Genomic DNA, 20,348 nt, shown 5'->3' on the forward strand with positions numbered 1-20,348 from the left:
GATCAGGGCTTGTCGAGCAGCGGCAGCACCGCCGAGATCAGCGCCACCGTCACCGTCACGCCGATGAACAGCGGCAGCAGGCTGCGGAATTCGCCGGGCAGCAGGCGCCCGAGCGCCGCGCGCAGGCGGGCCAGGCCGGTCCTGGGCGCGGCGGGCATCGCGGCGTGGTGCTGCGCGGCCTCCGCCTGCTCGTCGGCGCGGCGCTGCGCCGCGATCACGGCGCGGGCCTGGTTCGCGGCCTCGTGCGCCTTGGCCTCCTGCGCCGCCACCCATTGCGAGGTCACCCACGATTGCGGAATCGACGCGTCCTCCGTGGCCGTCGCCTGCGCCGCCGCCGGCGCGGACATGCTGGCCGCGCGCTCGAGCGCCGTGTGCGACGTCGACGCCGCGGCCCGCGCCGCATGCGGATTCGCCTGCACGGGCATCGGGGCGGCGTCGTCCTCCTCCTCGAACATCTGGGTGGGCGCGAAGCCGCTGTAGTCGTCGTCGCCATCGGCGTGGACGAACATCGTGTCGGCGAAACCGCCGTTCGAACGATGCGAATTCTTGTTGGAGCGGGAGAGTGGCTTGAACATGTCTTTCCTCCGGGGCCGGTTCGTTGTCGGAAGACTGTCTTGCCGCCTTCCCATCACCGAACTCCAGCGCGGCCCGTGCTCCGTCAGGGAGACTGGGTCGGGACGACTCGTCGGGACGGCCGCCCATTTCCTTGCAGATTTTCGGCTCTTCGCGCCCGAATCGACAGCAGGCGACTACTTAACTCAGGGAGCAGATCTGCTTCGTGCGCGCCGGATCAGCGCGTCGCCAGGCAGGCAAGGACGTGTCGAAACCCGCCGAACTGCTGCCGGACCGCATGCTAGGGATAGCGCAACGGCCCGATGAAAGAAGTTTCGCCGAACTGGGCAGCGCCCGCTTCCCCAAAAGGGGGGTTTGGGCACCCCCCGTTGGCGGGGCCCACAGTTTGGCCGCCGCGGTCAGTGCGGCGGCTCACACGGCCAGCCGCGGCACGGATGCGGCCGCGACATCGACGCGATGCGCAATCCGCATTACCTCTTAGCCGCACCCCGGCTACAGTCGATTTCCCGCGACAACCCCACGCACTGGAACCCGCATGAAGCTGCTGATCGGCAACAAGAACTACTCGTCCTGGTCGATGCGGCCGTGGGTGATGCTCACCCAGTTCGACATCCCGTTCGAGGAAGTGATGGTGCGCTTCGACAGCTTCGCGCCCGATTCGAAGTTCAAGGCGGCGATCGGCCCGTTGTCGCCGGTCGGCAAGGTGCCGCTGCTCGTGGAGGACGACGGCTTCGTGATCTGGGACACGCTGGCCATCGCCGAATACGTGGCCGAGAAGTTCCCGGACAAGGGCCTGTGGCCGCGCGACGCCCGCCGGCGCGCGCGGGCACGCAGCGTCTGCGCCGAGATGCACAGCGGCTTCTCGGCGTTGCGCGGCGCGTTCGGCATGAACATCGAGGCCTCGCTGCCCGAGGTCGGCAAGCGCGTGCTGGCCGGGAACGCGGCGGCCCGGGCCGACCTGGCGCGCGTGATCCAGCTCTGGCAGGAGGCGCTCGCCGAGTCCGGCGGCCCGTTCCTGTTCGGCGACTACTCCATCGCCGACGCCTATTTCACGCCGGTCGTGACGCGCCTGCGCACCTACGCGCTGCCGGTGCCGGACGACGTCGCCGCCTACATGGCGCGCGTCTTCGCCGCCAAGGGCACGGCGGCGTGGATCCGGGACGCGCTGGAGGAAAAGGAATTCCTGCAGTTCGAGGAGGACTACCGCACGTCGCGCGACTGACGCGAAGGCGCGACGCGGCCACGCCGGCGCGCGCGGGTCGCGCGGGGTTCCTTCGGTATATTGGACGCACATGTCCGATGCCCCGTTCTCCGCGTTCGCGCCCCTCGTGCTTGCCACGCTCGCGCTGCTGTCCGGCAGCCCCGCCTTCTCCCAGCCGATCGCCGAGGCCAGCCCCGCGCCGGTGACGCTGCGCATGGACGCCGACACGCCGCCCGTCGCGGCCGCGCAGGCCGTCGCGCCGGCGGCGGCCTCCGCGCCCGAGGCCGCCGCGCTGCCGCCGGCCACGACGGCCAATTCCCCCACCGGCAACGCGACCAACGCCAGCGACGACGTCATCCGCGACGCGCACGACGCCTTTCTGCGCCGCGACCGCGCCCGGCTCGCGCTGCTGCGCGCGACCGCGTTCACCAACCACCTGCCGCTGACGCCCTGGGTCGACTACTGGGAGCTGACGAACCGCCTGTCGGAAGTGAGCTCCGACGAGGTCGAGCAGTTCTATGCGCGCTGGCCCGGCAGCTACGTCGAGGATCGGCTGCGCAACGACTGGCTGCTCGAGGTGGGCCATCGCCGCGACTGGGACGCGTTCAAGCGCGACTACCCGCGCTTTCGCATGAACGACGACCGCAGCGTCACGTGCTACGCGACGCTGGTCGACCACCTCGCCGGCAAGGAGGTGCACGACGCCGCGCTGGCGCAGTGGCTGGCGATCAAGGACATCGACGGCGGCTGCCAGCTGATGGCGCAGACACTCTATGACGACAAGGTCTTCACCGACGCCGACGTCTGGCGCCGCATGCGGCAGGCGTCCGAGCTGCCCGCCAAGAGCGCCGAGCGCGCGCTGCGCGGCGCGGCGCAGATCCTCGGCAAGCCGGCGTCGAAGGAGATGGGCACGCTGCTGGACAACCCGGCGCGCTTCATCACCCGCAAGGCCGACGTCGCCACCACGCGCCGCAACGACATGGTCACGATCGCGCTGGCCCGCATGGGCGCGAGCGATCCGGCCGCCGCGGCGCTGCAGCTGCAGGAGCGCTGGCAGTCGGCCATCGGCGCCGACAACGCCGCCTGGGCCTGGGCCGTCATCGCCCGGCACGGCGCGCAGTCGCTGCTGCCCGACGCCGTCGACTGGGCCGACCGCGCGTGGGCCGCGCGCAAGCCGCACAAGGGCGAGAAGCCCGGGCCGCCGGACTGGAGCGACGAGACGCTCGGCTGGCACGCGCGCGCGGCGCTGCGCGCGGGCAGCGGCACGCAGCGCTGGAAGGACGTGGCGCGCGCGATCGACGCGATGAGCGCCACCGAGCGCGCGCAGGACAACTGGACGTACTGGCGCGCGCAGGCCGCGCTGTCGCTGGGCCTGGCCGCGCCCGGCGCCGACAGCGAGGCCGCGATCGCCGAGGCGCGGCGCCAGCTGAAGACGCTGTCGGCCAACGTCAGCTTCTACGGCCTGCTCAGCGCCGAGGACCTCGGCGGGCAGTTCGTCCTGCCGCCCAGGCCGGTGCCGCTCACGCCGCTGGAACGCGGCCTGGCGCACGCGAACCCGGGGCTGCTGCGCGGGCTCGCGCTCACCGCGCTCGACATGCGCGACGAAGGCCGCCGCGAGTGGAACTTCACGCTGCGCGGCATGGGCGACCGCGACCTGCTCGCCGCCGCGCAATGGGCCTGCGACCAGTCCGATTGGCAGCTGTGCATCAACACCAGCGAGCGCACCAAGGCCGAGATCGACATCGCGCAGCGATACCCGCTGCCGTTCCGGCGCGACATCGTCGAGGCCGCCACCAAGGCCGGGCTCGACCCGGCCTTCGTGTTCGGCCTGATCCGCCAGGAGACGCGCTTCATGGGCAACATGCGCTCGGCCGTCGGCGCCAACGGCCTGATGCAGCTGATGCCGGCCACCGCCAAGTGGGCGGCGAAGAAGGCCGGCATCGCGTACCGGCCCGAGCTGATCACCGATTCGTCGACCAACCTGCGCATCGGCAGCTTCTACCTGAAGATGGTCCTCGAGAGCTTCGGCGGCTCCGATCCGATGGCCGCGGCCGCCTACAACGCCGGCCCGGCGCGGCCGCGGCGCTGGCGCGGCGGGCTGATGCTGGCGCCGGAAGTGTGGACGGAGAACGTGCCGTTCTACGAGACGCGCGACTACGTCAAGAAGGTGATGACCAACGCCGCGATCTACGCCGCGCTGCTGGGCGACAAGGGCCCGCAGCTGCGCCCTCGCCTGGGCCCGCAGATCGGCCCGCGCGACGCCGAACAACCGCCTGCAGCGGACATGCCATGAAGACCTACGTCGTCGGCGGCGCGGTGCGCGACGGCCTGCTCGGCGAGCCGGTGAACGACCGCGACTGGGTCGTCACCGGCGCGAGCCCGCAGGACATGCTGGACGCCGGCTACCTGCCCGTCGGCAAGGATTTCCCGGTCTTCCTGCATCCGCGGACGCACGAGGAATACGCGCTCGCCCGCACCGAGCGCAAGACCGGACCGGGCTATCGCGGCTTCGAGGTGTACGCCGCGCCCGACGTCACGCTCGAGGAGGACCTGGTCCGGCGCGACCTCACGATCAACGCGATCGCGCAGCAGGAGGACGGCACGCTGGTCGACCCGTACGGCGGCCAGCGCGACCTGGCCGCCAAGGTGCTGCGCCACGTCTCCGAGGCCTTCGCCGAGGACCCGGTGCGCATCCTGCGCCTGGCCCGCTTCGCGGCGCGCTGGCCCGACTTCACCGTCGCGCCGGAGACGATCGCGCTGATGCGCCAGATGGTCGACGCCGGCGAGGTCGACGCGCTGGTCGCCGAGCGGGTGTGGCAGGAGCTGTCGCGCGGGCTGATGGAACGCGCGCCGGCGCGCATGTTCGAGGTGCTGCGCAGCGTCGGCGCGCTCGCGAAGCTGCTGCCCGAGGTCGACGCGCTGTTCGGTCTCCCCTGACGCGTCGCCTCGGACGTTCAGAGCTTGCTCCGGCTCAAGTTAGACTGAATGAATGGACGGGCCCGGGTGGTCCAGGAGGTCCTCGCGATCTTTCGGAAGGGTTCGAATCCCTCCCGTCCGCCCTCAACCCTTTCGCGCCATGTCCCACTCGATCCGATTGATGTGGAAGATCTTCGCCCCGATGCAGGACGGCGTCGCGACGTATGCTCCCGGCCTTTCGTCGTTGTTCGACGTTCGCCGTTCCGGAACGTTCCTATCGGACATCGGTGGGACGATCCAGACGGACTTCTGCCCCTTCACCCTGGATCCCACGAAGCTCTTCCTGAGCAACACCCAGACGAGGCTGAAGGCGTTCGGTATCGCGCGCGGCCGGGCGCCCTATCTCGCGCCGCTCGGTGACGCGGCCGGCGCGGCGTCCATCGACGTCAACGCCGGGCTGCACGTCTACGGGCGCGACGTCTGCCTGAGCCTGGAGTGCGAGCCGTTCGAAGTCGAGAACCTGGATCGAATTCAGGCGTTGCGGGAGCTCTCGAATCACGCGGCCTTGATGGGCCTGGCGCGCACATGGATGGCTGTCGCCACCTCGAACGATCGCCGCGCCTTGCCGCAACCGCGCCACTACAGAGTATTTCCCTGCATCAGCATCCGCGATCTCGGGGAGACACCGCCCCCTGACGACCGCCTGCTGGCATCCCTGTTGACGAAGCACCCACAGATCAGCAAGGCGGTGGAGACCCAGGTCCTCGAGAAGAACCGGACGCAGCAGATCGACGAAACCTCGATCCTGCTGGATCGTCAGGGCATCGTCGGCCATGCTCCGGCGCTGGTGCCGGGCGAGCAGTGGCGAGGTCACGCCCGCCGACTGCGCAGTTGCATGTCGATGCTGGAGATGGTCGCCGCCATGCAGCGTCTCTTCATGTCGCCCGCACCCGACCAAACCTTGCTTCAGCAAGCGAGGCAAGCCGTGCACCGAGAGGCCAAGGCGCTGCTGCCCAACAGCACTTCCGCGCAACACGCCTGGAGACTGCTGAACTCTGAGTTCGAACTCGTCGGTCTTTCCGCCGAAGTCAGGGTTCACAACGAGGAGGGCACTTCACTGAACCAGACAAACAACACTGCAGCCAACGCGCCACGCCGATCCGTGCTGTGCGTCGCCGCGGCCACCGTCGAGATGGCTGCCGTCAAGAGAGCACTGACGGTCGAATTCGGGCAGGGCAAGCTCAAGCCGTTCGCCGACGATTTCGGCGTGCTGTTCCACGACGGCGCCACCGATGTGGACTGGATGCTGGTGGCTTCATCCTTCCAGGCCCAGGTCGAGACCGCGAGCTACGTTCCCAGCCTGATCGCCGACTTGCGTCCCACGATCGTTCTGATGGTGGGCATGTGCATGGGCATGCCCGAGGCCGCGCTGCCGCCTGGCACGGTCGTCGTTCCGAACGAAGTCTTCAATCTCGACCATCGACGCGAAGTCGAAGCGGGCACCGAATACCGTCCGCACGGGGAGCGCGTGGCCAAGCAGCTCTACAAGCTCGCGGACATCCTGGGGCCGGATGTCACCGACTACAAGGTCGAGACACGAAAGGGTTTGGCGAGCAGCAGCGCCAAGATCGAGAATCCTTCTGCCGATGTGATAGCGCTGATCGCCCATGCATTTCCCGACGTCGCCGCCGTCGACATGGAAGGCTTCGCGTTCTACCGCGCGACCGAGCGACTACCCGCGCTCTGGATCAAGGCCGTCGCCGATCGCGGCGAGGCGCCCGCCCCAAGTGCAGGCGGGCAGGAGGCGAAACGGTCGACCCAGGCCGCGGTAGTCGAGAACGCCATTGATTTCGCGATACGTGTTGCCCGTGCGTTCTTCGACGCCGCGGCGCATTGACGCGCGCGCAGGCCACACATGCGCACCATCTCACTGGGCGGTCAACGGATGCTCGTGCTGACGGCCTGTGCCGACGCACTCGCGCCGCTGCCCATCCGGTATGCGTGTCTCGTCACGGCCGGGATTGCGGACTCGACCCCTGATGCGCGCGCTATCAGCGAGCGCCTGCGGGTGCCGGCGGACTGCGCCGAACTCGCATTGCTCACCGCGCGCGAGCACGAGAACGTCCACGCGAGCGCGCAGCTCGACGAGGCGGGGCTCCTGAGCTTGCTCGAACGCAGCGACGCTTTCCGACGTCCTGAACGCTTCCTGCAGATGCTGGTCGCTTGCGAGTGCGACGCCATCGGCCGGCTGGGCCTCGAGGTGCGGCCGTACCCCCAGCGAGCGCGCCTGGCCGCGGCCCTGAAGATCGCGCAGGAAGTCGACACGCGCAGCGTCTCGACGCGGGCGATCGAACAAGGCCTCAAGGGCCCGGCCATCGCCGACGCGATCCGGCTTGCGCGCATCAAGGCCCTGGCAGCCAACCTCGCGAGCAATTGATCCGCCCTGGCGCAGGAGTCTGCTTCTCGCGCTGCCGTTTACACCGCGCGCCGATCCATCGATGATGGGCACGTCCGCAGACCCACCCCCGCCATGAAGATCCCCGCCAAAGAGACCGCCCTCGTCGTCATCGACATGCAGACCATCCTGTTCGACCCCGAGCCGCCCGAGGCCGAGGCGGTCGTCGCGCGCATCAATGGCCTCGCGTCACGCGCGCGCGAGGCTGGCGTGCCGGTCGTGTGGGTGCAGCACGAGACCGCCTCGGGCGACCTCGTGGCCGAGACGCCGGGCTGGCAGTTGCATCCGGGCCTGATGGCGACGCCGTCGGATCTTTTCGTGCGCAAGAAGATGTCCGACGCCTTCCTGCGCACCGAGCTGCACGCGCTGCTGGCCGAGCGCGGCGTGCGCCACGTGACCGTGTGCGGCTACTCGAGCGAGTTCTGCGTCGACTCCAGCGTGCGCGGCGCGGCGTCGCGCGGCTACGCCGTCACGCTGGCCGCCGACGCCCACACCTCGCACGACAAGCCGCACGCCACCGGGCTGCAGATCCGGCTGCACGAGAACGAGACGCTGCGCAACATCAGCAGCTTCCACGTCGCCATCGATGCGGTGCCGGCCGCCGAGATCGCGTTCGGCTGAACGTTCCGCCACGAGGGCACGGCGCCGCATCGCCGTCGGCCGGGCCGCAAGCTCAGGCGGCCTGTGCGGCGGCCGAATACGCATCGACCGCGTCCAGCGTCCGCGCCGAATAGACCATCGCGGCACCCGCATTGAGCGCCACCGCGACACCCAGCGCCTCGGCGATCTCGTCGCGCGTCGCGCCGAGCTTGACCGCTTCGGCCGTGTGCACCGTGATACAGCCGTCGCAACGCGTCGTGACCGACACGGCCAGCGCGATCAGCTCGCGCGTCTTGGCGTCCAGATGCCCCGTCGACGCGCCGGCCCTGGACAGCGTCTGATAGCCCTGGACCGTGCCGGGCGAGAGCTTCGCGAATTGGCCGATGCGGCCAGCGAGTTGCTTGCGGTAGTCGAGCCAGTTCAGCATGATCGTCTCCTGCGTTGATCGCGCCGGAGATGTCCGGCGCCGATGCAGGCAGTGTGAGCCGATTGGACGAGACTTTCCATGCCGGGAAGTCCACCCGGATTGCTTCAGCGTCTCGCTACTTGATCCACGCGATCGCGCTGGCGATCAGCATCAGCACCACGCTGCTGCCCAGCGGCAGGAAGAACGTGCGGCTGCCGATGCGAAAGCGCAGGTCGCCGGGCAGCTTGCCGAAGCCGTGGCGGCTCATCCAGTCGCCGAAGCGGTTGAAGATGAGCAGGCACAGCAGCAGGACGAGCAGCAGGCGCATGGCGCGTCCCGCTACAGCATGTGCGAGCGATCGCCCGCGCGAAAGCCGACCGGGTCGAGCTCGCAGCCGCGCGCCAGCGCGATCACCTTGAACAGCTCGCCCATCTCGTGCTCGTTGACGAGCTTCTGCGCGTTCGCGCGCTCGCCCACGCTGGCGGCGGCCAGCAGGTCGACCAGGCCGCAGTTGATCAGGAAGCGCGCCTGCGAGGTGTAGCCCAGCACCGTCAGGCCGGCCTCCTGGGCCGCCAGCGCGATGCCCGAGAAGTTGACGTGGGCGGTGATGTCCTTGTCGCCGATGTCGACCAGCGGATCGCCGTCGGCGCGGTGCGCCTGGTGGCACATCAGCGTGCCGCCGATGCGTTGCGGGTGGTAGTACTCGTGCTCGGGAAAGCCGTAGTCGACCAGGATCGCGACGCCGCGCTGCAGCCGGTCGGCCAGGCTCGCGATGAAGCTCTCGGCGATGGTGTGGATCTCGGTGACGCTGCCGTCGATGAAGAAGCCGTCCTTCAGCGCGTCCGCGGCCTGGGTCTCGCCTTCGAGCGAGAACGGGGCGTCGAGGTCGGCGAACGCGAAACGATGCGAGCCGTCGTTGGCCGGATCGACGGCACGTGCCGCAGACGCCGGATCCTGCAAGTCGACGACCCCGCGCTCGTGCCAGCGCCCGCCCGAGCGCTGCAGCAGCTTGACGGGCATCGCGTCGAGCACTTCGTTGCCGACGACCACGCCTTCGATCGTCTCGGGCCAGGCATCGAGCCACTGCACGCGCGGCGCGAAGCGCGCGAGGCGCTGCTGCTGGCGTTCCCGGAGGTGACCCGAGAGCTCGACGATGGTGTAGTCCACGGGCTGGCGCAGCATGCCGTCGTCGTCGGCGTCGTCGGCGTCCAGCGCCTCCAGGATCTGCTCGGCCAGCGCGCCCGTGCCGGCGCCGAATTCGTAGACGCGACCGGTGGCGGACGCGGCCAGTGCCTCGCGCACCTGCACGGCCAGCGCGCGGCCGAAAAACGGCGACAATTCGGGGGCGGTGACGAAATCGCTGCCGCCCTCGGGCCCGAGGCCGAAGATGCGGCGTCCGCCGCTGTAGTAGCCGAGGCCCGGCGCGTAGAGCGCCTCCGCCATGAAGTCGTCGAAGGGCATCCAGCCGCCGGCTTCGGCAATGCGGGACGCGATCCTGGCGACCAGCGCGTCGTCGGGGCGCGAGGCGGTCGAGGAATCTGTCGTGGCGCCCGGTTCTCCGGGCCTGGAATTGCGCTGCATCGAGTCAAATTGTAGGGATCATGGCCACCGCCCACCACCCTGACGCCGAAAAGACGTCCCGCCCCGTCGCCCTGGTGACCGGCGCGGCGCGCCGCATCGGGCGCGTCATCGCGCTGGAGCTGGCGCGCGCGGGCTTCGACATCGCGCTGCACCATCGCGGCGCCAGCCCGCGATCGTTCGCGGAGGCGATGGCGACGGCGGACGAACTGCGCGCCGCCGGCGCCCGCGCGGAGCCGTTCGCGGCCGACTTCGCCGACCCGTCCGCCACCGCCGCGCTGCTGCCCGCGGTCGCCGAGGCCTTCGGCCGCGTCGACGCCGTCGTCAACAGCGCGTCGCGCTTCGAGTACGACAGCCCGGCCGCCTTCGACCCCGCGCTGCTCGAATCGCTGACGCGCAGCAACGTGGCCGCGCCGGTCGCGCTCGCGCAGGCGCTCGCCGCGCAGGCGCGCGAGCAGGCGCCTCACGCGCGCGCGACGCCGTGCGTCGTCAACATCCTCGACCAGAAGCTGCACAACCCGAACCCCGACTATTTCTCGTACACGCTGACCAAGGCCGCGCTCGCGCAGGCCACGGTGCTGCTCGCGCAGGCGCTCGCGCCCGCGGTGCGCGTGTGCGGCGTGTCGCCGGGCATCACGCTCGTGTCCGGCCCGATGGACGAGGACGAGTTCGCCAAGGCCCACAAGCTCACCGCGCTGGGCCGCTCGTCCACGCCCGAGGACATCGCGCGCGCCGTGCGCTTCCTCATCGAGTCGCCCGCGATCACCGGCGTCGACCTCGCCGTCGACGGCGGCCAGCACCTGATCGGGCAAGCGCGCGACGTCCTGTTTCTCGCCCGCGACGATCAAAACGCATCCAAGAAGACCTCCGCATGAACAGCCTTCTCCACCACCCCACCCTGATGGACTGCCGCCGGCTGTTCCTGCGCAACTACGAGGTGATGATCAACATCGGCGTGCACGACTTCGAGAAGAAGGGCGAGCAGCGCGTGCTGATCAACGTCGACCTCTACGTGCCGCTCGCGCTGTCCACGCCCAAGGCCGACCAGCTCGACGAGGTGCTGGACTACGACTTCATCCGCTCGACGATCGCCGTGCGCATGTCCAAGGGCCACGTGCACCTGCAGGAGACGCTGTGCGACGACGTGCTGGCGCTGATGCTGGCGCATCCGAACGTGCGCGCGGCGCGGGTGTCGACCGAGAAGCCCGACGTCTATCCGGACTGCGAGGCCGTCGGCGTCGAGGTGTTCGGCCTGAAGGAAGCAGCATGAGCCTCGAACGACAAGACGACCTGATCGCCGAAGCGGCGCCGGCCCAGTTCGACGAGCAGGCCACGGCCGCGAAGCGCAAGGCGGCCTACGAGATCAACAAGCTGTCGAAGCGCCTGCACCGCCAGGTCGGCGCGGCCATCATCGACTACAACATGATCGAGGAAGGCGACAAGGTGATGGTGTGCCTGTCCGGCGGCAAGGACAGCTACGCCATGCTCGACATCCTGCTGTCGCTGCGCGAGCGCTCTCCCGTCAAGTTCGAGATGGTCGCGGTCAACCTCGACCAGAAGCAGCCCGGCTTCCCGGAGCACGTGCTGCCGGACTACCTGCGTGCGCGCGGCGTGCCGTTCCACATCGAGGAGCAGGACACCTACTCCATCGTCACGCAGCACATCGAGCCCGGCAAGACGATGTGCTCGCTGTGCTCGCGCCTGCGCCGCGGCATCCTCTACCGCGTGGCCGGCGAGCTCGGCTGCACCAAGATCGCGCTGGGCCATCATCGCGACGACATCGTCGTGACGATGTTCATGAACATGTTCTTCGGCAGCCGCCTGAAGGGCATGCCGGCCAAGCTGGTGAGCGACGACGGCCGGAACGTCGTCATCCGGCCGCTCGCCTACGTCGACGAGACCGACCTCGTGCGCTGGGCGAACCACAAGCAGTTCCCGATCATCCCGTGCACGCTGTGCGGCAGCCAGGACAACCTGCAGCGCGTGCAGGTCAAGCAGATGATCCGCGAGTGGGAGAAGCAGTATCCCGGCCGCATCGAGAACATCTTCAGCGCGATGGCCAACATCACGCCGTCGCACATGATGGATCGCCAGCTGTTCCCGTTCACGACCATCCAGGCCAGCGGCCGGCCGGAGCCCGGCGGCGACATCGCGTTCGACGAGGACGAGACCTGCGCGACGCCGAAGCCGGGCGTGATCCGGATCGTCTGACCGCGTGAACCGCGGCGCGGCCAGGCGGGATCCACGGACAGCGGCCCGCCGCTCGCGCGCAAGGCCAGCGTCAGCCTCTGGAAAGCGACCCCGCGGGCGCGCCGCGTGCCGGTACATACTCGAGTTACACGCGGGCGCGATGCTCGCCATCGGGGTGCCGTCGTCGGCATCCGGGAGCCTGACATGACCCTCATCCACACCACTAGACACCTCGCTGCGCTCGCCACGGTCGCGGGCGCGGCGCTGCTCTCCGGCTGCGCCGCCATGAACTCGGTCGACACCTCCGTCGCCACCTTCGGCGAATGGCCCGCGGGCGTCGCGCCGGGCACCTACGCGTTCGACCGCCTGCCGTCGCAGCAGAAGAATCCGCAGCGCCAGCAGTCGCTGGAGAACGCCGCCGCGCAGGCCCTGGCCGGCGCCGGATTCCATCCCGCCGCCGACGGCACCAAGCCCGCGGTGATGGTGCAGATCGGCGCGCGCACCGAGCGCTTCGAGCAGGCGCCCTGGGACGATCCGTTCTGGTGGGGCGGCCCACGCCGCTTCGGCTACGGCGGCTGGGTCGGGCCGGGCCCGTGGGGTCCGTGGGGCCCGTACGGCTACCGGCGCGGCCTCTGGGCCCCGTTCCCGCCCGAGCCGGACATCTACCTTCATGAAGTCGCGCTGCTGATCCGCGACGCCGATACCGGCAAGGCGCTCTACGAGACGCGCGCCAGCTCCGACGGCTACAGCTCGGGCGGCGACCGCCTGCTCGCCGCGATGTTCGACGCCTCGATGAAGGACTTCCCGCGCGCCGACGACCACGCGCACAACGTACGCGTGGAGCTGCCGATGGTGCCGTCGGCGGCGCCTCCGGCACCGGCCGCGAGCATGCCCAGCGCCTGAGTCACGGGTTCCCAACTGCCCGCAGGGCCGTCCAAGCTCTCGGGAAGCGAGGATCGCCATCCGAGCCGAACCGAGCGCCCCCTCGGGGGGCAGCGACGGAGGAGCGTGGGGGCCCGATATCATTCCGGTTCCTCACACGAACCGGAATTTCTTTATGGCACTCAGCGTCGTGATCATGGCGGCGGGCAAGGGCACGCGGATGCGCTCGGCGCGGCCGAAGGTGCTGCACGGACTGGGCGGCAAGCCGCTGCTCGGTCACGTGGTGGCCACGGCCGAGGCCCTCGCGCCCGAGCGCTGCATCGTCGTCACCGGCCACGGCGCCGAGGCCGTCGAGGCCGCCTTCGCCGGCGAACACCGCGTGTTCGTCCGGCAGATGCCGCAGCTGGGCACCGGCCACGCCGTGCAGCAGGCCGTGCCCGCGCTGCCCGACGACGGCATCACGCTGGTCCTCAACGGCGACGTGCCGCTGATCCGCGAGGCGACGCTGCGCGCGCTGGTCGACGCCTGCGGCGGCACGAAGCTCGCGCTGCTGACGGTGGATCTCGCGAACCCGTTCGGCTATGGCCGCATCGTGCGCACCGCCGAAGCCGGCGACGCCGACGGCATCGGCGCGGTGCAGGCGATCGTCGAGGAGAAGGACGCGACGCCGCTGCAGCGCCAGATCTCCGAGGTCTACACCGGCATCCTGGCCGCACCGACCGCGTTGCTCAAGCAATGGCTCGCCCGCCTGACCAACCAGAACGCGCAGGGCGAGTACTACCTGACGGACGTCGTCGCGCACGCGGTGGCCGACGGCGTCGAGGTCTGCACGGCGTCGGCCGCGGACGAGACCGAGGTGCTGGGCGTCAACAGCCCGCTGCAGCTGGCCGACCTGGAGCGCCGCCTGCAGCGGCGTCACGCCGACGCTCTGATGGAGGCCGGCGTGCGCCTGGCCGACCCGTCGCGCTTCGACCTGCGAGGCACGCTCGCGTGCGGCATGGATGTCGAGATCGACGTCGGCTGCGTCTTCGAGGGCACGGTGACGATCGCCGACGGCGCGCGCGTCGGGCCGCATTGCGTGATCCGCGACGCGCAGATCGCGGCAGGGGCGGTGATCCATCCGTTCACGCACATCGAGGGCGCGAGCGTGGGGGCCGGGGCGCTGATCGGGCCGTTCGCGCGGCTGCGGCCGGGCGCCAGGCTCGGCAGCGAGGTGCACATCGGCAACTTCGTCGAGGTCAAGAATTCGACGCTGGCGGATGGGGCGAAGGCGAACCACCTGGCCTATCTCGGCGATGCGACCGTCGGCGAGCGCGTCAACTATGGCGCGGGCAGCATCACGGCGAACTACGACGGGGCGAACAAGCATCGCACCGTGATCGGGGCTGATGTGCACGTCGGATCGAACTGCGTGCTCGTGGCGCCGGTGACGATTGGCGATGGGGCGACGATTGGTGGCGGGTCGACGATCACCAAGGAAGTGGCGGCGGGGTCGCTGGCCATCGGGCGGGCGCGGCAGGTGGCGTTTGCCGGCTGGTCGCGGCCGCAGAAGAAGGCCAGGTAGTTCGCGGGTTGCTGATCGCCTGCGGCGCTTGTTGCCGGCCGCGCAGCGGACGGCAACAAGCGCCGCAGGCAAGCGGTCAAGGCGCGTCAGCAGTCGCCTTCGCCAGACACAGGTCCTCCCAGGCCTTCGCCTTGTCCGGCATGTTCCGCAACAGATACGCCGGGTGGTACGTCACGATCACGGGGATGCCTTCATAGCGATGCACCCGCCCCCGCAGCTTGCCGATTGCCTCATCCGACTTGAGCAGCTGCTTCACCGCGAAGCGCCCCATCACCAGGATCAGCTTGGGCTGCACCAGCGCGAGTTGCCGCTTGAGGAACGGCTCGCAGCGCGCCAGTTCGTCCGGCTCCGGATTGCGGTTGCGCGGCGGCCGGCACTTGAGCGTGTTGGCGATGAAGACGCGGCGCGCCGGATCGCCGGCCTGGTCGTCCTCGCGGCCCTCGCCGGCGTCGGTGCGGCGCGACTGGCCGACGGCGCGCAGCATCTGGTCGAGCAGTTGGCCGGCCGGCCCGACGAAGGGTTCGCCCTGCAGGTCTTCCTGCTCGCCCGGCGCCTCGCCGACGATCATCCAGTCGGCCTGCGCGTGGCCGACGCCGAACACCGTCTGGCGCCGGCTCTCGCACAGGCCGCAGGCCGTGCACGCGGCGACGGCGTCCTGCAGCGGGCCCCAGGCCAGCGTGGCGATGTGGGCGGCGCGTTCGGCGAGCGCGGTGTCGGCGATCGTCTCCTGCACGGACGCGGCCGCCGCGGCGATGGTCGTCGCGCGCGCGGGCGCCGGCGCGGGGGCGCGGACGGGCGGCGCCGCGGGGGCGGTCGCGCGCGGCGGCTGCTGCGCCACCGGGGGCGTCGCGGGAGCTTCGACCACACGCTCGGCGACGGTCGCCTCGGCGGCAGCTTCCGCGACCGCGGCCGCGGCGACAGCCGGCGGCGCCGAGGCCGCGGGCGACCAAAGCCGCACGCCCATCGCGGCCAGCATGCGCCGTTGACGCTCGCTCCAGCTCATCGCGGCTCCTCGCGCACGAGCAGCCGCGTCATCAGGATCGCGTCCTCGCGCTGGCCGGCCGGCGCCGGATAGTAGTCGCGCCGGCGGCCGGCCTCGGTGAAGCCATCGCGCAGGTACAGAGCGCGCGCGCGCGCATTGCTTTCGCGCACCTCGAGCCAGACGGCCGTGGCCGCGAAGCTCGCGCTCAGCGCATAGAGCTCGGCCAGCAGGCGGCGCGCATGGCCCTGGCCTTCGTGGCGCGACGACACCGTCACGTTGAGCAGGTGCATCTCCTCGAAGCCCGGCATGGCGACGAAGTAGCCGATCAGCTCGCCGTCGTTGCCGACCAGCACGCGGGCCAGGTAGCCGGCCGCGATCGAGTCGATGAAGTTGCCGCGCGTCCAGGGAAAGGCGTAGGCCTGCACCTCGATGGCCAGCACCGCGTCGAGCTGTCCGACCGTCATGACGCGCAGCGACGGCTCGCGCGCCGCGGGTTCCGAACGGACGGCGCTCATCGCGCGGCCCCCGTTGCACCGCGCAAGGCCTTCGCGGCCTCGCGTTCGGCCGTGGTCTGGGCGACCTTGTCGCGCAGGTAGACCGGCAGCGCCTGGTCGGCCGGCACCGCGTCGCCGCGCGCGAATCCGGCGGCGGACAGCCAGCCGAGGGCGGCGGCGCGGCCCTGTTCGTCGGGCACGCGTTGCGCGGCGCCGGTCTGCAGCCGGTCGCCGAAGGCCGGCAGCGCGGAGCCCGCGACGAACGCGGGCGGCGCGTCGCGCCACAGCGCATGCAAGGCCTCGGGCGTGGTCAACGACGGTTCGACCACAGCCGACCAGCCGGCATCGCCGTCGTCGCGATAGCAGCCGGCGTAGACCTCGTCCATGCGCGCGTCCATCGCCACCCAGACGATCGCGCCCGCCGCGAGCCCGGCGCGGCGCGCGGCGTCCTCGGCGACGATGGCCAGGCTGTCGACGGGCACCACCGGCAGCCCTTGCCCGAACGCCAGGCCCTGCGCGACGGCGCACGCCGTGCGCAGGCCCGTGAAGCCGCCCGGGCCGCGGCCGAAGGCGATGGCGTCGAGATCGGCGAACGTCCAGCCCAGGCGCTGCAGCAGGGCCATCGCCATCGGCAACGCCTGCGCCGAGGCGGCGGCGCCGCCGTCGAGGTCGAGCGGCTCGATGCGGCAGGCGGCGCGCGACAGCGCCGCGCCCGGCACGCGGCCGTCGTCGATCGCGGCGAGCGCCAGCCGTTCGGTGGCGCTGTCGATGGCCAGCAGCCTCACGCGCGTGTCCCTTCCCGGACGGGCGCGAGCGAAATACAGGGAACGAAGGCGATGGAAACGAGCCGGAGCATGGCAAGAAGTGTAGCCGTGCGATCATCGACCTGCCCCGGACGCGCCGGTCTCCGCGGCTTTCCAACGACGCATTCGACTGCCCATGCCTTCCCCGCTCCGGCTCGCCGCCCTCGCCCTGCTGGGCACCGCCCTCGCCGTCCACGCGGCGCCGACCGCCCCGTGGACGTTGCCGCCGACCATCGCCGACGCGCTGGCCAGGGCGAACGTGCCGCAGAGCGCGCTCGCGCTGTGGGTGCAACCGGTGGATGCGGCGTCGCCGACCTGGGGCTGGAATCCCGACTTCGGCGTCAACCCAGCCTCGGTCTTCAAGCTGGCCACCACCAGCGCGGCGCTCGAGACGCTCGGGCCGGCCTGGACGTGGAAGACGGGCGTCTACGTCACCGGCCCGATCCGCAGCGGCGTGCTGGACGGCTCCGTCGCCATCGTCGGCAGCGGCGACCCCAGCCTCGTGATGGAGCGCGTGTGGCTGCTGCTGCGCCAGCTGCGCGACGCCGGCGTGCGCGACATCCGCGGCGACATCGTGCTGGATCACACCGGCTTCGCGCCCAGCGCGCGCTCGGCGGCCGATTTCGACAACGCGCCGTCCGAGCCGTACAACGTGCTGCCCGACGCGCTGCTGATGAACTTCCGCTCGGTCACGCTGAGCTTCCAGCCCGACCCCGCGGCGCGCGTGGCCCGCGTGACGTCCGAGCCGCGGCTGGCGGGGCTGGCGATCGATGCGACGGTGCCACTGACCAAGGGCGGTTGCGGCGACTGGCGCGGCGCGCTCCGGCTCGCCGCGAGCGACGCGAACCGCTGGCGCTTCGCCGGCGCCTATCCGGCCAGCTGCGGCGCGCGCAACTGGCCGCTGGCCTATCCCGAACCCGCGAGCTACGAGTCGCGCCTGGTGACCGCGTTGTGGCGCGAGGCCGGCGGCAAGATCAGCGGGAAGGTTCACGACGGCACGCTGCCCGACGGCGCCACGCCCGTCTTCACCTTCGAGTCGCCACAGCTCGCGCAGGTCGTGCGCGACATCAACAAGTTCAGCAACAACACGATGGCCGAGCAGCTGTTCCTGACGCTCGCGCGGAACGCGCCGCCGGCGCCCCCGGCCACGGCCACCGACGCCAACGAGGCGCAGGCGCGCGCCGTCCTCGTGCAGTGGCTGCACGAGCGCCTGGGCGCCGCGGCCGACGGCATCGTCGTCGTCAACGGCTCCGGCCTCGCGCGCGAGACGCGCATCAGCGCGCGCACGCTGGGGCAGTTGCTGCAGTCCGACTGGAACAGCCCGATCATGCCGGAGCTGGCGAGCTCGCTGCCCGTCAACGGCGTCGACGGCACGCTGCGCAGGAGCACCGCGATCGCCGGCCGCGCACACCTGAAGACGGGCTCGATGCGCGACGTCGTCGCGGTGGCCGGCTTCGTGCAGGCCGACAGCGGGCGGCGCTACATCCTCGTGGCGGTGATCAACGATCCGAACGCGGCGTCGGCGCGGCCGGCGCTCGACGCAGCGATCGACTGGGTCGAGCGCGATCCCGCGAAGGCGCCATGAAAAATCCCGCGGGCATCGCTGCGCGCGGGATGTCGCGGGCAGGCCGCAGGGCCTCGCCCGGGTCGATCAGAACGTGTAGCCGATCGACGCGTTGATCGCGATCGGGTTCAGGCGGGCCCGGGTCTCCTGGCCCGTCGACAGCTGCGCCTTCGTGCTGATGAAGGTCTTCAGGATCTCGGCATCGAGGAACCAGTGCTTGTCGATCTTGTAGTTCGCGCCGGCCTGCAGCGTGCCGCCCCATTCGGTGTCGCCACCGATCTTGGTCGGCGGGCCGCCCGGGTTCGTGAACGCCGTCAGCGCGGCCGAACCGCTGCTGCCGTAGAACTTCGCGAACGTCGGGCCCGCGCCGACGTACGGACGGAACGGGCCGAGGGACTCCAGGAAGCGGTACTGCAGCAGCACCGTCGGCGAGATCTGGTGGATGCTGCCGATCTTGCCGACACCCGACACCGCGCCCGCGCCGACGATGTCGTGCTTGTACGGCAGGCCGCCCAACGCCTCGACTGAAATGTCGTCGGTGACCATGTACGTGAGCGTGGCGAACACCGCGCTCGCCGACTTGATGTTGATCTGCGAACCCGGCAGCGACGGCGCCGACAGGTCGCTGCTCCTGACCTTGGGCATGATCTTGTTCCAGCCCAGCTGGACCATCACGTTGCCGGCGGCCTGGGCGTGCGCTGCGCCCGCGCCGCAGACGGCGACGGCGGCGACGAGAGCGGATGCAATGGATTGCTTCTTCATGAATGTGTCCTTGCGTGGATCTCGACCGCCGGCTTACAGCCAGCCCTTGATGGCCAGCTGTTCGCTGACGAGCTCGGAGAGCAGCCGATAGCCGTAGGGCGTCGGATGGACGCCGTCGGCGTACTCGAACGTGTTGGCTGCCGTGGCGGGCGCGGCGGACGCGGCCGGCGCCACCGAGGGAATCAGCGTGTTCTTCGTGCACACCAGCGAGCTCGAGGACGTGCAGACCGACGTCGCGACATCGGTCAGGCCGTACTGCGCCTTGTTGGTTGCCTGGTCTTCGCTGGCGGTGAAGGCGTCGACCAGCAGCAGCGACGAGCCGGCCTGCAGCTTGGTGGCGAGTTCGCCGTTGAACGTCTGGACCAGCAGCTTGGTCAACGCGACGCCCGATGCGCCCGACTGGGTGGCCGACGGCGTCAGGCTGGCGTCGGGGATGTTGACAACGACGACGTGCGTGGCGCCCTTGGCGAGGATCATCGTGTTGACGTCGCTGGCCAGGTCGTCGGCCGCCTGCTTCATCGCGGCGACCGCGCCGCCGACCGCCTGGTCCTGGGGCAGGCCAGCGGTGATCTCGGCCGTGACGGTGGCCGTCTGGACGAACACGTCGTTGGCGCCCGCCAGCACCGTGACCAGGGCGTTCGGCGAGAACGCCTGGCTGTTGTGGTTCAGGTAGTTCACGATCTGGTCGTGCACGGGAATCGTCAGCGCGCCGAGCGCGTCGCCCGAGGTGCTCGGATCCGTCGCGTTGAACAGCGCCCGGTTGCCCGGCCCCGGCTGCAGCGTGACGCGCGAGCCGCCCTGCGCGTAGTTCAGGCAGGTGCCGCCGTTGCTGGCGTCGTGGAAGGTCGCCGTCTCGTCGCCGATGATGGGCACGGCGCCGACGACGGGGTCCAGGCCGGTCTCGGCGGCGCAGGGCTGCGGCAGGTGCAGCGTGGCAGCCAGGAACTCCGTCCAGTTGATGTAGAGCAGGCCGGTGGCGCCCACGCCGTTGATGGAGAAGTGGCCGCCGCCCTGGAGCTTGACGACGCCGACGTCGTAGGTACCGACGTCGCTCAGGCTGTCCCCGAAGTTGACCATCTGCGTGAAAGCGACGCGCGGCGACTGGTCGCCGGCGCTGTCGCCTCCGCAACCAGCCAGGAAGGCCGCGGCCGCCAGGGCCGTGGTCAAGACGTGGAATTTCTTCATGTGCACCTCGCCAAACGAAGAGTCAAAGACATTAATCGAACGGTCGTTCGATTTCATTAAAAACTATACGCATGCGGGCTGGTGCGGCCCCTGGGTGCTAACCCTGTCGGCACCGCCCAAACAACACAGGGATTGCACGCGTCGCCGACGTTATTTCGCAGGCGCGCCCCTGAAAAGGCAAAAGGCCCGCGCG

At 70.4% G+C, this 20,348-nt stretch carries 20 protein-coding genes and 1 pseudogene; 12 read left to right on the forward strand and 9 right to left on the reverse strand.

Annotated elements, in window-relative coordinates; all coding sequences use genetic code 11:
• Positions 1 to 2 precede the first annotated feature (2 nt).
• Positions 3 to 575 (reverse strand): hypothetical protein, encoded by a 573-nt coding sequence (locus tag LPC04_RS07090; RefSeq protein ID WP_275681475.1) that lies wholly within the window; start codon positions 573 to 575, stop codon positions 3 to 5.
• A gap of 533 nt (positions 576 to 1,108) precedes the next feature.
• Here LPC04_RS07090 and LPC04_RS07095 point away from each other — a divergent pair.
• The 6 genes and pseudogenes from LPC04_RS07095 (at position 1,109) to LPC04_RS07120 (ending at position 7,766) form a co-directional block, all read left to right on the forward strand.
• On the forward strand, positions 1,109 to 1,795 hold the full coding sequence (locus LPC04_RS07095) for a glutathione S-transferase family protein (RefSeq protein WP_275681476.1): 687 nt from the start codon (positions 1,109 to 1,111) through the stop codon (positions 1,793 to 1,795).
• A gap of 70 nt (positions 1,796 to 1,865) precedes the next feature.
• Positions 1,866 to 4,067 carry a lytic transglycosylase domain-containing protein gene (locus tag LPC04_RS07100; RefSeq protein ID WP_275681477.1) on the forward strand — a complete coding sequence of 734 codons (2,202 nt, stop codon included), beginning with the start codon at positions 1,866 to 1,868 and terminating at the stop codon, positions 4,065 to 4,067.
• Positions 4,064 to 4,708: pseudogene (locus tag LPC04_RS07105) on the forward strand (tRNA nucleotidyltransferase/poly(A) polymerase-related protein); the annotation flags it as partial. The gene LPC04_RS07100 and the pseudogene LPC04_RS07105, both read left to right, overlap by 4 nt.
• Positions 4,709 to 4,850: 142 nt before the next feature.
• Positions 4,851 to 6,587 carry a phosphorylase family protein gene (locus LPC04_RS07110; protein WP_275681478.1) on the forward strand — a complete coding sequence of 579 codons (1,737 nt, stop codon included), beginning with the start codon at positions 4,851 to 4,853 and terminating at the stop codon, positions 6,585 to 6,587.
• Between the two features lie 18 nt (positions 6,588 to 6,605).
• Positions 6,606 to 7,127, forward strand: coding sequence for a hypothetical protein (locus LPC04_RS07115; RefSeq protein ID WP_275681479.1), 522 nt, complete (start codon positions 6,606 to 6,608; stop codon positions 7,125 to 7,127).
• Between the two features lie 93 nt (positions 7,128 to 7,220).
• The gene (locus tag LPC04_RS07120; protein WP_275681480.1) at positions 7,221 to 7,766 is read left to right on the forward strand and encodes a cysteine hydrolase family protein; all 546 of its coding nucleotides are present in this window, start codon (positions 7,221 to 7,223) and stop codon (positions 7,764 to 7,766) included.
• Positions 7,767 to 7,818: 52 nt separating this feature from the next.
• Here the strand turns inward: LPC04_RS07120 and LPC04_RS07125 are convergent, their stop codons facing one another.
• From LPC04_RS07125 to LPC04_RS07135, 3 genes are all read right to left on the reverse strand, one after another.
• Positions 7,819 to 8,172 (reverse strand): carboxymuconolactone decarboxylase family protein, encoded by a 354-nt coding sequence (locus tag LPC04_RS07125; RefSeq protein WP_275681481.1) that lies wholly within the window; start codon positions 8,170 to 8,172, stop codon positions 7,819 to 7,821.
• Positions 8,173 to 8,287: 115 nt separating this feature from the next.
• Positions 8,288 to 8,479, reverse strand: coding sequence for a DUF2905 domain-containing protein (locus LPC04_RS07130; protein WP_275681482.1), 192 nt, complete (start codon positions 8,477 to 8,479; stop codon positions 8,288 to 8,290).
• Positions 8,480 to 8,490: 11 nt separating this feature from the next.
• Positions 8,491 to 9,732 carry a class I SAM-dependent methyltransferase gene (locus LPC04_RS07135; protein WP_420854700.1) on the reverse strand — a complete coding sequence of 414 codons (1,242 nt, stop codon included), beginning with the start codon at positions 9,730 to 9,732 and terminating at the stop codon, positions 8,491 to 8,493.
• Positions 9,733 to 9,752: 20 nt separating this feature from the next.
• On the opposite strand from LPC04_RS07135, the gene LPC04_RS07140 reads away from it, so the two are divergent.
• The 5 genes from LPC04_RS07140 (at position 9,753) to glmU (ending at position 14,365) form a co-directional block, all read left to right on the forward strand.
• The gene (locus LPC04_RS07140; protein ID WP_275681483.1) at positions 9,753 to 10,604 is read left to right on the forward strand and encodes an SDR family oxidoreductase; all 852 of its coding nucleotides are present in this window, start codon (positions 9,753 to 9,755) and stop codon (positions 10,602 to 10,604) included.
• On the forward strand, positions 10,601 to 10,999 hold the full coding sequence (locus tag LPC04_RS07145) for a dihydroneopterin aldolase (RefSeq protein WP_275681484.1): 399 nt from the start codon (positions 10,601 to 10,603) through the stop codon (positions 10,997 to 10,999). The genes LPC04_RS07140 and LPC04_RS07145 overlap by 4 nt, the downstream gene beginning before the upstream one ends.
• Entirely contained in the window at positions 10,996 to 11,940 is a 945-nt protein-coding gene (gene ttcA / locus LPC04_RS07150) for a tRNA 2-thiocytidine(32) synthetase TtcA (RefSeq protein WP_275681485.1), read from the forward strand. Before LPC04_RS07145 ends, ttcA begins: the two co-directional genes overlap by 4 nt.
• Before the next feature lie 183 nt (positions 11,941 to 12,123).
• On the forward strand, positions 12,124 to 12,822 hold the full coding sequence (locus LPC04_RS07155) for a DUF4136 domain-containing protein (RefSeq protein WP_275681486.1): 699 nt from the start codon (positions 12,124 to 12,126) through the stop codon (positions 12,820 to 12,822).
• A gap of 154 nt (positions 12,823 to 12,976) precedes the next feature.
• Entirely contained in the window at positions 12,977 to 14,365 is a 1,389-nt protein-coding gene (gene glmU / locus LPC04_RS07160) for a bifunctional UDP-N-acetylglucosamine diphosphorylase/glucosamine-1-phosphate N-acetyltransferase GlmU (protein WP_275681487.1), read from the forward strand.
• Between the two features lie 76 nt (positions 14,366 to 14,441).
• On the opposite strand, the gene LPC04_RS07165 is transcribed toward glmU, so the two are convergent.
• The 3 genes from LPC04_RS07165 to tsaB are packed head-to-tail and all read right to left on the reverse strand — an operon-like array spanning position 14,442 to position 16,626.
• A complete protein-coding gene (locus LPC04_RS07165) occupies positions 14,442 to 15,368 on the reverse strand; it encodes a uracil-DNA glycosylase (protein WP_275681488.1) in 927 nt (308 codons plus the stop codon).
• The gene (gene rimI / locus LPC04_RS07170) at positions 15,365 to 15,862 is read right to left on the reverse strand and encodes a ribosomal protein S18-alanine N-acetyltransferase (RefSeq protein ID WP_275681489.1); all 498 of its coding nucleotides are present in this window, start codon (positions 15,860 to 15,862) and stop codon (positions 15,365 to 15,367) included. The genes LPC04_RS07165 and rimI overlap by 4 nt, the downstream gene beginning before the upstream one ends.
• Positions 15,859 to 16,626: a tRNA (adenosine(37)-N6)-threonylcarbamoyltransferase complex dimerization subunit type 1 TsaB gene (tsaB, locus tag LPC04_RS07175; RefSeq protein WP_275681490.1), complete on the reverse strand. Its 768-nt coding sequence runs from the start codon at positions 16,624 to 16,626 to the stop codon at positions 15,859 to 15,861. The genes rimI and tsaB overlap by 4 nt, the downstream gene beginning before the upstream one ends.
• A 154-nt stretch (positions 16,627 to 16,780) precedes the next feature.
• Here tsaB and dacB point away from each other — a divergent pair, with 154 nt between their 5' ends.
• Entirely contained in the window at positions 16,781 to 18,229 is a 1,449-nt protein-coding gene (gene dacB, locus LPC04_RS07180) for a D-alanyl-D-alanine carboxypeptidase/D-alanyl-D-alanine endopeptidase (protein WP_275681491.1), read from the forward strand.
• 66 nt (positions 18,230 to 18,295) lie between these two features.
• On the opposite strand, the gene LPC04_RS07185 is transcribed toward dacB, so the two are convergent.
• Both LPC04_RS07185 and LPC04_RS07190 read right to left on the reverse strand, forming a co-directional pair.
• Positions 18,296 to 18,970 carry an OmpW/AlkL family protein gene (locus tag LPC04_RS07185; RefSeq protein WP_275681492.1) on the reverse strand — a complete coding sequence of 225 codons (675 nt, stop codon included), beginning with the start codon at positions 18,968 to 18,970 and terminating at the stop codon, positions 18,296 to 18,298.
• Positions 18,971 to 19,003: 33 nt separating this feature from the next.
• A complete protein-coding gene (locus LPC04_RS07190) occupies positions 19,004 to 20,155 on the reverse strand; it encodes an SGNH/GDSL hydrolase family protein (protein WP_275681493.1) in 1,152 nt (383 codons plus the stop codon).
• Positions 20,156 to 20,348: the final 193 nt, after the last annotated feature.

This window comes from Scleromatobacter humisilvae, from assembly GCF_023231945.1.
Lineage (GTDB): Bacteria > Pseudomonadota > Gammaproteobacteria > Burkholderiales > Burkholderiaceae_C > Scleromatobacter > Scleromatobacter humisilvae.